The sequence below is a fragment of the Noviherbaspirillum phoenicis genome, assembly GCF_047237965.1.
In the GTDB taxonomy this organism is placed as follows: domain Bacteria; phylum Pseudomonadota; class Gammaproteobacteria; order Burkholderiales; family Burkholderiaceae_D; genus Noviherbaspirillum_A.
Genome location: NZ_JBDFLX010000001.1, coordinates 498695 through 511563, shown reverse-complemented (window position 1 = coordinate 511563; position 12869 = coordinate 498695). Strand labels below are relative to the sequence as shown.

General features: G+C 65.4%; 13 protein-coding genes and 1 tRNA gene. 7 read left to right on the top strand and 7 right to left on the bottom strand.

Translation table 11 applies throughout. The annotated features are described in order from the left end of the window. Positions 1-95: 95 nt before the first annotated feature. The 4 genes from ABC383_RS02330 to pedF form a co-directional block, all read right to left on the bottom strand. Positions 96-1094, bottom strand: a complete 999-nt coding sequence (locus tag ABC383_RS02330) for an FAD:protein FMN transferase (RefSeq protein ID WP_413011607.1) — start codon at positions 1092-1094, stop codon at positions 96-98. 16 nt (positions 1095-1110) lie between these two features. Then, positions 1111-3243, bottom strand: a complete 2133-nt coding sequence (locus ABC383_RS02325) for a 4Fe-4S binding protein (RefSeq protein WP_413011605.1) — start codon at positions 3241-3243, stop codon at positions 1111-1113. Continuing rightward, entirely contained in the window at positions 3218-4048 is an 831-nt protein-coding gene (locus ABC383_RS02320; protein WP_413011603.1) for a substrate-binding periplasmic protein, read from the bottom strand. Before ABC383_RS02320 ends, ABC383_RS02325 begins: the two co-directional genes overlap by 26 nt. Positions 4049-4115: 67 nt before the next feature. Continuing rightward, positions 4116-4583, bottom strand: a complete 468-nt coding sequence (gene pedF, locus ABC383_RS02315) for a cytochrome c-550 PedF (protein WP_413011601.1) — start codon at positions 4581-4583, stop codon at positions 4116-4118. A gap of 244 nt (positions 4584-4827) precedes the next feature. Here pedF and ABC383_RS02310 point away from each other — a divergent pair, with 244 nt between their 5' ends. The 5 genes from ABC383_RS02310 (at position 4828) to ABC383_RS02290 (ending at position 9375) form a co-directional block, all read left to right on the top strand. After that, positions 4828-6747 carry a sigma-54-dependent Fis family transcriptional regulator gene (locus ABC383_RS02310; protein WP_413011599.1) on the top strand — a complete coding sequence of 640 codons (1920 nt, stop codon included), beginning with the start codon at positions 4828-4830 and terminating at the stop codon, positions 6745-6747. A gap of 96 nt (positions 6748-6843) precedes the next feature. Then, positions 6844-7554, top strand: coding sequence for a hypothetical protein (locus tag ABC383_RS02305; protein ID WP_413011597.1), 711 nt, complete (start codon positions 6844-6846; stop codon positions 7552-7554). Next, the gene (locus tag ABC383_RS02300) at positions 7554-8159 is read left to right on the top strand and encodes a DUF2135 domain-containing protein (protein WP_413011595.1); all 606 of its coding nucleotides are present in this window, start codon (positions 7554-7556) and stop codon (positions 8157-8159) included. Before ABC383_RS02305 ends, ABC383_RS02300 begins: the two co-directional genes overlap by 1 nt. After that, positions 8156-8668, top strand: a complete 513-nt coding sequence (locus ABC383_RS02295; protein WP_413011593.1) for a hypothetical protein — start codon at positions 8156-8158, stop codon at positions 8666-8668. Before ABC383_RS02300 ends, ABC383_RS02295 begins: the two co-directional genes overlap by 4 nt. A 2-nt stretch (positions 8669-8670) precedes the next feature. Next, the gene (locus tag ABC383_RS02290) at positions 8671-9375 is read left to right on the top strand and encodes a hypothetical protein (protein WP_413011592.1); all 705 of its coding nucleotides are present in this window, start codon (positions 8671-8673) and stop codon (positions 9373-9375) included. A gap of 67 nt (positions 9376-9442) precedes the next feature. Here ABC383_RS02290 and ABC383_RS02285 read toward each other — a convergent pair. Then, a tRNA-Met gene (locus ABC383_RS02285) sits at positions 9443-9519 on the bottom strand. A gap of 36 nt (positions 9520-9555) precedes the next feature. Between ABC383_RS02285 and ABC383_RS02280 the strand changes: the two genes are divergently transcribed. Then, positions 9556-9870, top strand: a complete 315-nt coding sequence (locus ABC383_RS02280; RefSeq protein WP_413011590.1) for a hypothetical protein — start codon at positions 9556-9558, stop codon at positions 9868-9870. Positions 9871-10197: 327 nt separating this feature from the next. Next, a complete protein-coding gene (locus ABC383_RS02275; RefSeq protein ID WP_413011589.1) occupies positions 10198-10584 on the top strand; it encodes a hypothetical protein in 387 nt (128 codons plus the stop codon). A gap of 31 nt (positions 10585-10615) precedes the next feature. Here the strand turns inward: ABC383_RS02275 and ABC383_RS02270 are convergent, their stop codons facing one another. Beyond that, entirely contained in the window at positions 10616-12364 is a 1749-nt protein-coding gene (locus ABC383_RS02270; RefSeq protein WP_413011587.1) for a PQQ-dependent methanol/ethanol family dehydrogenase, read from the bottom strand. 17 nt (positions 12365-12381) lie between these two features. Continuing rightward, complete coding sequence (locus ABC383_RS02265; protein ID WP_413011586.1) at positions 12382-12819, bottom strand: DUF779 domain-containing protein; 438 nt, start codon at positions 12817-12819, stop codon at positions 12382-12384. Positions 12820-12869 lie beyond the last annotated feature (50 nt).

Below are 12869 nucleotides of genomic sequence, written 5' to 3'. Positions count from 1 at the left end.
CAACAGAAAGGCAGGAATGGTAACAGCAAATGCGGACACGCCCCGCCTTGCAGAGAAGCAAGACATGCCCGCATGTGGAACCGCAGAAGGCATCCCTATCCCGCCGCCGGCTGCCAGCGCAGACCGGCGCTGTGCCAGTGCCGGCCCGCCTTGTCGATGGCCAGCAGGTCGACGCCCTCGATGCCGGCCGCCAGGGCCAGCGAGCGCCGGGCGCCCATCACCATGCAGGCGGTCGAGAGGCCGTCGGCCAGGATGCCGGTGGGCGCGGCAACCGTCACGGCGGCGAGTTCGGCCGGCGAGGCGCCGGTGGCAGGGTCGAAGATATGGTGACGGCGGAAGTCGGCGCTGAAGGCGCTCGCGTAGTCCCCCGAAGTCGCGACGCAGCGGCCGTCGAGCGCGAGCGCGCCGGCATAGCCCTCCGCCCGGCGCGGGTCGCGCACGCCGAGAGTCCAGGCCCTGCCCTGTTCAGCCTGGCCCAGCGCGCCGAATTCGCCGGTGTCGATCAGCGCATGGCGGATGCCGCGCGCCGCCAGCGCGGCGCGCGCGAGGTCCAGCGCATAGCCCTGCGCGATGCCGTTCAGGGTGATCGCCATGCCGGGCTGCAAAATGACGCCGCTGGCGTCCGCGCTGATGCGCCGCCAGCCTATCAGCGACAGCGCCGGCGCGCCGTCTTGCCCCTGCCGCGCCAGGTCCCACAGCGGCTGCACGGTGATGTCGAACGCGCCGTCGCTCAGGGCCGACAGCCGGGCCGCTTCCTGCAGCACCGCCAGCAGATGCGGGCTGGGCTGCGCCAGGCAGCCGTCGCGGTTCAGCGTATGTACCTGGCTGCCGGGCCGGTAGATGCTCATGAGCGCATCCACCGTGCGCGCCTGGGCCAGCGCATCGGCAATCGCCAGCTCGGCAACGCGGGCATCGTCGTGCAGCACCCTGACGCTGATCTCGGTGCCGAAGGCGAGGTCGGCGCCGGCATGCATGCGCAGCCGCGCCCGCGGCCCGCGCGCAAGCTCGCCGGCCGCGGGCCGCAACAGGCCCCAGCCCAGCGCGCCGGCCGTGCCCAGGCCCATTGCGGCGGAGAGGAAGGTACGGCGTTGCATCGCGGCTCCTTGCAGGTCAGGAAGACAGGGAATGCACGGGAATGACGCGGGCGCGCTTCTTTTCCAGGATCAGCGGCGCGCACAGCGCGTCGCTCTGGTGGATCACCACGCAGTCCATGCACTGAAAGCAGTCGTCGTAGCGTATGCCGCCATCCGGGCGGATCGCTTCGTATTCGCAGCGGTGGCGGCAGGTCTGGCACGGCTTGCCGCATTCCTTGCGGCGCGGCAGCCAGTCGAACAGCCGGAGCCGGCCGAGCACGGCCAGGCCGGCGCCGAACGGGCACAGGTAGCGGCAGAAGAACTTGTAGACCACTGCGCTGCCCAGCAACAGGCCGCCGGCATACAGCACGAAGGGCCAGGAGCGCACGAAGTTCAGCGTGATCGCGGTCTTGAACGGTTCGGCTTCCACCAGCGCGTCGGTCCATGCCGGCGCCAGGAAAACGCTGGCCAGGATGGTCGCCAGCGCCAGGTAGTTCAGCAGCTTCAACCGGGCGTCGGTGGCGCGCCGCAGCCTGATCTGCGGCACCCGCAGCAGGCGCGCCGCCTTGCCGACGAATTCCTGCAGCGCGCCGAACGGGCACAGCCAGCCGCAGAAGGTGCCGCGTCCCCAGACCAGCAGCGACACCAGCACGAAGGCCCACAGCGACACCGTCATCGGGTCGTACAGGAAAAAGGACAGGTCGCGGCCGTCGCGCATCGCCTGCAGCAGGCCGGTCAGGTTGACGATGGAGAGCTGGCCCTGCGCATGCCAGCCGATGAACAAGGCGGTGAACAACAGATAGCCCTGGCGGAACCAGGCAAAGCGGCGCCGGCTGGACGTCAGCGCTTTCTGCCGCGCCAGCGCCACCGTCAGCACCAGTAGCCCGGCCGCCAGCAGCGCCAGGTCGGGCCAGCGCTGCTTCCATACCGCCACCCAGGTCTTGTCGGCGGCAACCGGCGCATCGTAAAAGCGCGCCGGCAGCGCCAGCCGGCTGGCAAACTCGCGCTGGAAGCGCTCCGGATAGATGATGCCCTTGGCACGCCTGACCACCAGCGCCAGTTCGAGCGGATGCGCCAGGTCCAGCCCCGACTGGGCAATGATGCGGAACACCCGCAGCGACCTGCCGCGCAGCGCCGGCTCCGTGGTTTTCAGATCCAGGTCGAGGTCACGCATTTCGATGGCCAGCCCGTTCTGCTTCAGCAGCAGGCGGTCGGGCGCGGTGCCGGCCACGAAGTCGTCGCCGGTGATGCCGTAGCGCCCTTCATACAGCACCAGCAGCGCATGGTCGCCGGGGTCCAGCCGGCCTGCCAGCTTGTTCCAGGATGCCGGCGTCAGCAGGTTGCGCCCGACGCTGGGCACCGAGGCCAGCGCGACGTAGAAGTCGCTCATCACCGCATCCGGCCTGGCCAGCGCCTCGGCATCGATGCCGGCCGCGTCGCTGTCGGCAAAGGCCGCTTCGGCCTGGCGGTTGGTCAGCGTCACATGCTTGACCAGGCCCTCCTTCTGCAATGCCTCGAAGGACAGGCTCTCGAACACATCCGGCTTCAGGCGAGCGATCTGATCGGGGTCGGCCGCGCCGGCAAAGCCCAGCCGGGCGCGCGCCAGCTTCAGCGCCGACGACAGCACGCTCTGGTTGATGATGCGCACCGAGGCGGTGGCCTTGGCCACGCCGTCGATATGGACCACATTGCCATCCTGCTTCGGTCCGGCGCGCGGCGCGGTGTCGATGGCGATGCTCTGGTGCAGCGCCAGGCCGCGGTACTGGCTGGCAAAGCGCGCCATCGGCGCCTCGCCCAGGCCTTCGAGGAACACCGGCTCATGGTGGGACACCACCCGTACGTCCAGAAACTGTCCCTTCGGATCGATGGCCACCAGCAGGTTGATCGGCACGCCGGAAAAGCCGGGCACCGGCGCGAAGTCGATGGATTCGAAGGCATAGCCCACCAGCTCGGTGGCGGTGGCGTTCTGGCGCAGCAGCGGCCAGACCGGCAGCGTGGCGTCGCGCTCGCCCACCATCAGCGGCGACGGGAAATAGCGCGCCAGCGCTTCGCGCGTGAGCGCGCCGGCCAGCGCCGGCCCGGCGGTGAAGCAGGCCAGCAGCAGCCAGGCTAATGCCGCCCGCAGCACGGCCAGCCGCGCGGCCCTAGGGCGTGACAGGCTGGACGCCATGCCTGGCGAAGATGCGGCCCATTTCGCCCGAGGCGGTCAGCTCGGCCAGCGCCTGCTGCAGCGCCTGCGCCAGGTCGCGCGCCTCCTTTTTCACCGCCATGCCGACCGCCCAGCCCTGCGCCGGCAGCCGCTGGAACGCCACCTGCTGGATGCCGAAACGGGCATCGTCGCGCAGCACCGATTCGATCTCGGAGCGGTGGGCCAGCACGCCGGCCAGCTTGCCGGCCTTCAGGTCCTGCAGCGCCTCGACCGCGGTCGGATAGATGCGCACCTTGTCGCGGAACTTGCCGTCGCCCTCGCCCAGCAGCAGCACGGCGGCGATGGACACCTTTTCCACGCCGATCTCGCGTCCCTGCAGCGAATCCAGGCCGTCGAAGCGCGGCACCGCGTCCTTGCTGTAGGCCAGGCGCACGGTCTCGCGGTAGTACGGCGCGAAGATCTCTACCTTGTCATTGCGGGCGACCAGGAAGCGGTCCACCGGCACATGCAGCATCACGTCGGCCGGCCCGTAGCCGAGGTAATGGCCCTTCCACACCATGTTGCGCAGGTCGTCGCCCACTTCCTCGCCGGCGGGAAAGGGCAGCAGCGCCAGTTTCAGGCCGAGCTTTTTCGCCAGCGCGTCGGCGATGTCGACATCGATGCCGCCATCGTCCGAGGAAAACGGCGCCATGTCCTTGTAGACCGCCACCTTGAGGGAGCCGGACTGGCGGATCTTGTCCATGTCGGCGCTGGCCGGCGCCGACATCGTCAGCGCAAGGCAGGCCAGCATCAGCGTGGCCGCGCAGCGTATGAGGGGAAAAAACATGAGGTCTCCAATATTTTTATACGGCCGCCATCGTTGCATGGCGGCCTGGTGGGTACGAGGTAAGGCGTTACTTCACCTCGCGCCGGGTTTCCAGATAAGCCTTGATGGCCCACACCGCTTCCTGGTTCAGCACGCCCTCGAACGGCGGCATGTAGACCGCGCCGTTGCGCACCTTGCCCTTGCGCACGCTGCTGCTGAAGTATTCGTCGTTGTCCTTGATGCAGGCCTTGCGCTTGGCTTCGATTTTCTGCGTCATGCAGTCGCGGTCCAGCAGCCGCAGGTCGGGCGCGATGCCGCCCGAGATCGCCTCGATGCCGTGGCAGCGTGCGCAATTGGCGCCAAAAGCCGAGGCGCCGACCTTCTGCGCTTCCTTGTTGTCGCGGTAAGGATTCTCGGCGGCCCACTTGTCGCCCAGCGGCGGCAGCGTCTTGGTATCGACCACCTGCGGCGTCACGTCGCCGTGGGCATGCGCCGCCGGCGAAAGAAAGGCGGAAGCCGCCAGGACCAGGGTGCAGAGGAAGGATGTCTTGCGCATGAAATGTCTCCTGTGTATGAAAAGCGAATGCCCTCCCTACCGCAATTGCCGTGCCAGCCGGCTTCCCACCTTGCCTTACGCGCTGTTCGGTAAACGGTTGCGCCATTTCTCAACAGGTGTACCATTGCGAAAAAATAGCTACTTAAAGTGCATCACGCCCTCAAACCAAGAAGGAGCGGTTATGGCAGGAGACAACACCGGCGAAGCCGGTTCCGGCGTTCGCGCAGCGGCAGGAAGAGATGGCATGCTTTCTGCAATCTGCTCGAACATCATGCTTAATGAATCCCATCAGCGTTGCGCATCCTACGGCCTCTCCGAGACCGAGCATCCCGACTTCAGCCCCCTCGGCCGCAGCGACCTGAGCCTGCTGGTCGAGCAGAACCGGGTGCTGCACACCCATGCGCTGCCGGTGATGGAGACGCTCTACGAGCAGATCGTCAACACCCACAACATGGTGGTGCTGACCGATGCCAACGGCGTGATCGTCCATGCGCTGGGCGACGCCGACTTCCTGGAAAAAGCCAACCGCGTGGCGCTGCAGCCGGGCGTTTCCTGGTCTGAGGAGGGCAAGGGCACCAATGCGATCGGCACCGCCATCGTCGAGAAGAAGCCGACCCTGGTGCATGCCAACCAGCACTACCTGGTGGCCAATCACTTCCTGACCTGCTCGGCCTCGCCCATCTTCAATCACCAGGGCAACGTGATCGGCGTGCTCGACGTGACCGGCGACCAGCGCAGCTACCATCAGCACACGATGGCGCTGGTGCGCATGTCGGCGCAGATGATAGAGAACAACCTGTTCGCCGCCGCCTTCGACGAAGCCATCACCCTGCACTTCCACAGCCGCCCGGAATTCATCGGCACGCTGATGGAAGGCATTGCATCGTTCTCGCCGAGCGGCCGCTTCCTGTCGGCCAGCCGCAGCGGCCTGTTCCAGCTCGGCCTGCCGCTGTCGGCGCTGCAGACGCATACCTTCAGCTCCCTGTTCGGCCTGCCGGTGTCGTCGCTGTTCGACCATTACCGTACCGCCGCGCCGTCGCTCCTGAACCTGTGCCTGCATAACGGCGTGCGGGTCTATGCCCGTGCCGAGATGCGCCGCACGAACATGGTGTTCCATAACATGACACCACTGTCGGCCGAGCAGGAAGCGCCAGCCCAGCAAGCCAGGCCGGTCGCGCCGGCACGGGCCGAATCCTTCGACAATGCCGCGCGCCGCCTGTCCAGCCTGCGCTACCTCAACACGGGCGATGCGCAGGTGCAGCGGCTCATCGACAAGGTCGGCAAGGTGCTGGGCCGGGACATCTCAATACTCGTCACCGGCGAGACCGGCACCGGCAAGGACCTGCTGGCACAGGCCATCCACAACGATTCGCCGCGCAGCGGCGGGCCCTTCGTCGCGGTGAACTGCGCATCGATACCCGAAACCCTGATCGAGTCCGAACTGTTCGGCTATGAAGACGGCGCCTTCACCGGCGCGCGCAAGAAAGGCAGCATCGGCAAGATCCTGCAGGCCAATGGCGGCACCCTGTTCCTCGACGAGATCGGCGACATGCCGGTCAGCCTGCAGGTGCGGCTGCTGCGGGTGCTGCAGGACCGCATGGTCACGCCGCTGGGCAGCACCAAGTCGATCCCGGTGAATGTCGCGCTGATCTGCGCCACCAACCGCAACCTGCGCGACATGATCGCCCAGGGCACCTTCCGCGAAGACCTGTATTACCGGCTCAACGGTTTGGTGGTGAAGCTGCCGCCGCTGCGCGAGCGCACCGACCTCGAAGTGGTGATCAACCGTCTGCTGGCAAGCGAATCCGACGGCCATCCGTGCAAGGTGTCGGCCGAAGTCATGCGCATGTTCAAGGAGCACAACTGGCCGGGCAATTTCCGCCAGCTGACCAACCTGCTGCGCACCGCCATCGTGATGCTGGGCGACGATGCCGAGATCGGCATCGACCATCTGCCTGACGACTTCCTGGAAGACATCAGCCACGCCCGTCGCCGGGAAGTGGCCGACACCGTCACCCGCGTGGTCAGCGACATGACCACGCTGGAAGACGTGGAAACCTCGGTGATCCGCAAGTCGCTGGAAGCGCACGGCGGCAATGTGTCGGCCACCGCGCGCGCGCTGGGCGTATCGCGCAACACCATCTACCGCAAGCTGCATCACTAGCCCCCTGCCCGGCTGTCCCAATTTGCAACAGCATTGTTTCCTGCTGGAGCAGCGCGGACGCCGGGCCGGCGGTCTTCCATGTTCATGCCGCGGGGCATGGAAATTGCCTCCGTCCTCCATCACAAGAACGATGGAGACACCATGCAGCGCGACGCCGCTTCCGCCGACACGCTTTTCCTGACCTGGCTGGCCTTCGCCGGCGTGCTGCTGTTTGCGGCAGTTCTGCTGTGGCAGTACGGCGTCTGGCGCATGCTGCTGGATGCCGACCCGACCGGCATCACCATGACCATCGTCGCCATCTTCGCCGTGGCCACGCTGTGGTGCGGCCGGCGCAGCCAGCGGCTGTGCGCCGAGCGCGCCAGCATGGAAGGCTGGCGTCGCGGCATGCGCGGCCGGCCGCACAGCCATATCGATGATTACTTCCGCAACCTGCTGGCGCAGCAGCCGGCCGATGCCGGCGCGCGCGGCCGCCTGGCCGACGTGCTGGCCGAGCGGCTGCACGGCCCCAATGACGGCGCCTGGTGGGTCAACGGCATCCAGATCAAGCTGGGCCTCCTGGGAAAGGTGATCGGCTTTTCCATCCTCGCGATCCAGATCTCGCGGCTGGAAAGCTTCGATCCGAGCCAGACACAGGACTTGCTGAAGACCCTGACCGGCGGCCTCGGCATCGCGCTGCTGACCACCGCGGTCGGCCTGGTGGCCAACATGCTGCTGGGCCTGCAGCTGACCCGGCTCGACCGCTGCGCCGATGAACTGCTGGCCGACGCGATGCAGTACGCCGAGACCGCGCTCGGACAGGCTGCCTGATGCCAAGGCGGCGCAGCCGGCGCGACAGCGATGTCGACCCGTTCTACGACATGCTGTTCAACATTCTGATCGCCTTCGTGTTCTGCTTCATCATCGCGGTGCTGGCGATGAACCCGAAGGCGAAGAAGGCGGGCGACGTGCCGGCCAAGGCGGAGTTCATCATCACGGTCAGCTGGCCCGACAACGACCCCAACGACATCGACACCTGGGTGCAGGACCCGGCCGGCAACCTGGCCTGGTTCCGCCAGCGCGAAGGCGGCCTGATGCACCTGGACCGCGACGACCGCGGCACCGTCGGCGACACCCTGCTGGTCAATGGCCGCGAAGTGATCAATCCGCTGAACCAGGAAGTGGTGACGCTGCGCGGCTTCGCGCCCGGCGAATACACCGTCAACGTGCAGTACTACGAAAGCCGCAACCAGTCGCCGGTGGACGTAACCGTGTCCGTGGTCAAGGTCAATCCGCGCGCCGACGTCGTCTATTACGGCAGCGTCAGGCTTCCGGCCAAAGGCGCGGAGCGCACCGCGGTTCGCTTCACCGTCACCGCCGACGGCAACGTCGCCGACATCAACACCCTGCCCAAAACCATCGTCCAATCGCCATGACCGATCATTCCCTGCTGCTGACCCTGCTCTACGTCGCCCTGGCCTTCCTGCTGCTCTTGCTATGTCTGGCAACGCGCTGGCCGCTATGGGTCAAGGCAGGCATGGTGTTGCTGGTGACCGCTTCCTATTTCGTCGCGCAGGCGGCGTTCCAGGGCATGCTGGGCTGGCCGGCGCCGAACACCCCGCCGGAAAAGTTCGTGCTGCTGGCGGTGGTGGTGGAAGAGCCCGACAAGGAAAGAAAGCAGCAGGGCGCGCTCTACATCTGGGTCAATGCGCTGCGCGACAACAAGCCGGCGCAGGAACCGAGGGCCTACAAGCTGCCGTATGCGCGCGACCTGCATGCGCTGCTCGGCGAGGCGATGAAGAAGAACCGCCAGGGCGTAAGCCAGATCGGTTCGACCGAGCCGCCGGCGCTGGGCGCAAGCAACTCATGGCTGCGCAACGCGGCGGACCCCAAGATCAAGATCCGCATCAGCGACGCGCCCTCCCCTCAACTGCCGGAGAAATGAGCATGCGCGCAACCACCCTGCTCACCTTCCTGGCGTTGTCCGGCTGCGGCGCCAGGGACAGCACGTCCTACTTCCCGCTGCAGCCCGGCGCGCGCTGGACCTATGCGGTGGAGACCGAAAGCGACGGCGCCACCAGCCGAAGCCAGCAGACCATACGGGTGCTGGACGAACGCGTCTACGACGGCAAGCCGCTGTTCATCCGGCGCAGCGAGACGCCCGACAACATCGGCATCGAATACTGGCTGCGCGAACGGCCGGACGGCATCGTGCGCATTGCCCAGCGCCTGGACCTGCAGGAACAGGCCAGCCTGGATGAAGCGCCGCGCACGGTGCTGAAGCTGCCGCTGAAGCTTGGCGACAGCTGGCGCACGCCGACCGTGGCCTACACGGTGCTGCGCAAGAATGAATACCCGCGTGAGATCAAGTATGGCCGACCTTTGCTGATGACCTACACGGTCGAGGCGGTAGATGAGAAGCTGACGGTTGCCGCCGGCAGCTTCGACCATTGCGCCCGGGTCGCCGGCCATGCCGAGATGACGCTCTTCACTGACCCGGTGCGCGGCTTCAACAAGGTGCCCGTGACCACCACCGAATGGTATTGCCGTGGCGTCGGCCTGGTGAAGCTGGAACGGGTCGAGCGTCTTTCCACCACCTTCTACAGCGGCGGCCGGGTGGCAATGGAACTGGTGGAGTACAAGCCGCGTTGACGGCGCGCTGTGACGGGGAAGGGAAAAGCAAAAGGCCCGCGATTGCGGGCCTTTTGCTTTGAAACCTTGGTTGCGGGGGCAGGATTTGAACCTACGACCTTCGGGTTATGAGCCCGACGAGCTGCCAGACTGCTCCACCCCGCGTCTGAGAGGTCGCATTGTACACAGGGCAGGAGCAAAGTGCAAATCGCGCAGCGGCAGCGGCTTTTGCAGTTGCAGTTGCAGTTGCAGTTGCAGTTGCAGTTGCAGTTGCAGTTGCAGTTGCAGTTGCAGTTGCAGTTGCAGTTGCAGTTGCAGTTGCAGTTGCAGTTGCAGTTGCAGTTGCAGTTGCAGTTGCAGTTGCAGTTGCAGTTGCAGTTGCAGTTGCAGTTGCAGTTGCAGTTGCAGTTGCAGTTGCAGTTGCAGTTGCTTGTGAAGTTGCCGTTGCTTTTAAATCCCGTTGAGCGCGCCGTGACGTCGGTGCGTGGAGCGGGAAAAGGTGCGGCGTCTGTCTGAGTCAAGCGCAGCTTGGCGAGTTTAGCCGCGCCCCGCTCCATGCATCGACGGCACGGGGACCCTCGCGCAGCGAGGGCGCGATCACCGGGTCGCCTTTTCTTGCCTACTTCTTTTGGCGAAGCAAAAGAAGTAGGTCGCCTGCCGGGGCGAACTCCCGGCCTGGTCATGACGATAGTGAGGTCGTGTTGTTTCACCCGCCGTAAAGACGTCACTGCGAAGCAGCAGTTAGCTTTTGACGTTAAAGGTTTAATGTTCAAAGCCTTTTGAACAACAACACCGACAGTGCTGCCCGTGCGTTGCCGGGTGACGCAACACGGCTGCACTGCCATGGAGACAAGCCGGGAGTCCGTCCCGGCGGCCGGGTTACTTTTTTGCTTCGCCAAAAAAGTAACCAAAAAAGGCGACCCGATGATCGCGCCCCGCTGCGCGGGGTTCCCGTGTCAGCGGTACCCGGAGCGGGGCGCGGCTAAACTCGCCAAGCTTCGCTTGACTCAGACAGACGCCGCACCTTTTCCCGCTCCGGGCACCGCTGACACGGCGCGCTCAACGGGATTTCACTGCCACTTCAAAAGCAACGGCAACTACAACGGCAACGGCAACTTCAAAAACAACCTCAACCGCAGAAGCAACTGCAACTGCACCATTTCCCCCTCGCCCTGCCGCAGGCCAAAAAAAACCGGCAACCACATCATGGTCACCGGCAAGTCTGCCTGAAGGCAGCGGGAGAGCCTACAACGAAACGTCTTTACAGCGATGACAGCTTGAACACCCAGACCGAGCCGCCCTGCTCCAGGAAATTGACCTTCTTGGCCACTTCGCCGCCCCACAGCGGCACTGCGCCGCCCCAGCCCGACACCACGGCCACATATTGCGTACCGCCTTCCTGCCAGGTGATCGGCGGCGCCACGACGCCGGAGCCGGTCTGGAACTTCCACATCTCCTTGCCCGTCTTCGCGTCCAGCGCCTTCAGATAGCCTTCAGGCGTGCCATAGAACACCAGGTCGCCGGCGGTCGCCAGCACGCCACCCCACAGCGGCGCATTGTTCTTGACTTCCCAGGCGATCTTGCCGGTCTTGGGGTCGATGGCGCGCAACGCGCCGATGTAGTCGTCGTTCAAGGGCTTGATGGTGAAGCCCGCGCCAAGGAAGGCCGCGCCCTTCTTGTAGGTGATCGGCTCGTTCCAGATCTCCATGCCCCACTCGTTGGCCGGCACGTAGAACAGGCTGGTCTTCGGGCTGTAGGCCATCGGCATCTGGTTCTTGCCGCCCAGGAAGGACGGCGCGGCAAACACCGACTGGCCCTTCTTGCCGTCGGCACCCTTGGTCGGGTCGCCGGGACGGCCCTCGGGCGTGTAGTTCGGCCGGCCGGTCTTGAGGTCGATACCGGTAGCCCAGGTGATCTTCTTGACGAAGGGGAAGGCGTTTTCCAGCTTGCCGTTGTTGGCGTCGACCACGTAGAAGAAGCCGTTGCGGTCGGCCTTGCCGCCCAGGCGCTTGCCGCCCTGGTCGAAGGTCACGAACTCGTTGACGCCGTCGAAGTCCCAGCCGTCATGCGGCGTGGTCTGGTAGTGCCACTTGATCTGACCGGTGGTCACGTCGATTGCCACGGTGGACGAGGAATACAGGTTGTCGCCGGGACGCAGATGGCTGTTCCATGGCGAAGGGTTGCCGGTGCCGAAGTAGGCCAGGCCGGTCTTGGGATCGTAGGTGCCGCCCAGCCAGGTGGCCGCGCCGCCGGTCTTCCAGAGGTCGCCCGGCCAGGTCTTGTTGGTGGTGCCGGAAATGCCATTCTCGATGGCCTTGCCGTCGGCATCGTACTTGTAACCCATGTGGCCTTCGACCATCGGGCGCGACCAGACCAGCTGGCCCGTCTTCGGATCGCGCGCCTCGACGCGTCCCACCACGCCGAACTCGCCGCCCGACACACCGGTCAGCAGCAGGCCCTTGGCAATCAGCGGCGCGGCGGTGTTGGAATAGCCAGCGGCGTAGTCGTCGACCTTCTCCTTCCACACCACTTCGCCGGTGTCCTGGTTCAGCGCGATCAGCTGCGCATCCAGGGTGCTGAAGATCACCAGGTTGTCGTACAGCGCGGCCCCGCGGTTGACCACGTCGCAGCACGGCATGATGCCGTCCGGCAGGCGGTGCTCGTACTTCCACAGCTTGTTGCCGGTCTTGGCGTCCAGCGCAAAGATGCGCGAATACGACGCCGTAACGAACATCTTGCCGTTATAGATCAGCGGCTGCGACTCCTGGCCGCGCTGCTTCTCGCCGCCAAACGAGAACGACCAGGCCGGCACCAGCTTGGATACGTTCTTGGCATTGACCTGGGTCAGCGGCGAAAAGCGCTGGCCGTCCTGGCTGATGCCCCAGTTCAGCACGCTTGCATTGTCCTTGCCGGTGCTCTCCAGCATGGCGTTGGTCACGCCTGCCGCCTGCGCGCCAAACGACGCGGACAGGGCCAGGGCAACGAAAATGGCTAAGCTCTTCTTCTGCATTACAGTCTCCTCGGAAATTACTGCGATTGTTCTGCCTGATGCGATGGATGTCCCGACTGCCCGTCACGCAGGCTGTCGCCGTGGGTGCGCTTGCCTTCCAGCTGCGCCGACTCCTCGTCGGTATAGATGCGCGAACGGGTCAGGAAGCGCTTGCCTGTCCCGTTATCCAGCGAGAACATGCCGCCCATGCCATTGACCACATCGATGATCAATTGTGTGTGCTGCCAGTACTCGAACTGGTCGGCGCCGATGTAGAACGGCACGCCATCCAGGTTGCCGAGATAGACGTCTTCGTCGCCCACGTTGAATTCGCCGGCGGCGTAGCACATCGGCGAGCTGCCGTCGCAGCAGCCGCCCGACTGGAAGAACATCAGCGGGCCATGCTTCTGCCGCAACTGCGCGATCAGTTCCAGTGCGGCCGGCGTGGCGGTGACGCGGGGTACCAGTGCTTCCATGACGCCATCCCATCTCGTTATCACATCGATGCCAGGCGCATGCCGCGGCA

What these genes read in the sequence shown, in the direction of transcription:
- ABC383_RS02270 (WP_413011587.1), bottom strand. Translation starts at nt 12,364, where the DNA reads ATGCAGAAGAAGAGCTTAGCCATTTTCGTTGCCCTGGCCCTGTCCGCG.
- ABC383_RS02310 (WP_413011599.1), top strand. Translation starts at nt 4,828, where the DNA reads ATGCTTTCTGCAATCTGCTCGAACATCATGCTTAATGAATCCCATCAG.
- pedF (WP_413011601.1), bottom strand. Translation starts at nt 4,583, where the DNA reads ATGCGCAAGACATCCTTCCTCTGCACCCTGGTCCTGGCGGCTTCCGCC.
- ABC383_RS02265 (WP_413011586.1), bottom strand. Translation starts at nt 12,819, where the DNA reads ATGGAAGCACTGGTACCCCGCGTCACCGCCACGCCGGCCGCACTGGAA.
- ABC383_RS02275 (WP_413011589.1), top strand. Translation starts at nt 10,198, where the DNA reads ATGGAGACAAGCCGGGAGTCCGTCCCGGCGGCCGGGTTACTTTTTTGC.
- ABC383_RS02295 (WP_413011593.1), top strand. Translation starts at nt 8,156, where the DNA reads ATGACCGATCATTCCCTGCTGCTGACCCTGCTCTACGTCGCCCTGGCC.
- ABC383_RS02325 (WP_413011605.1), bottom strand. Translation starts at nt 3,243, where the DNA reads ATGGCGTCCAGCCTGTCACGCCCTAGGGCCGCGCGGCTGGCCGTGCTG.
- ABC383_RS02330 (WP_413011607.1), bottom strand. Translation starts at nt 1,094, where the DNA reads ATGCAACGCCGTACCTTCCTCTCCGCCGCAATGGGCCTGGGCACGGCC.
- ABC383_RS02300 (WP_413011595.1), top strand. Translation starts at nt 7,554, where the DNA reads ATGCCAAGGCGGCGCAGCCGGCGCGACAGCGATGTCGACCCGTTCTAC.
- ABC383_RS02305 (WP_413011597.1), top strand. Translation starts at nt 6,844, where the DNA reads ATGGAAATTGCCTCCGTCCTCCATCACAAGAACGATGGAGACACCATG.
- ABC383_RS02320 (WP_413011603.1), bottom strand. Translation starts at nt 4,048, where the DNA reads ATGTTTTTTCCCCTCATACGCTGCGCGGCCACGCTGATGCTGGCCTGC.
- ABC383_RS02290 (WP_413011592.1), top strand. Translation starts at nt 8,671, where the DNA reads ATGCGCGCAACCACCCTGCTCACCTTCCTGGCGTTGTCCGGCTGCGGC.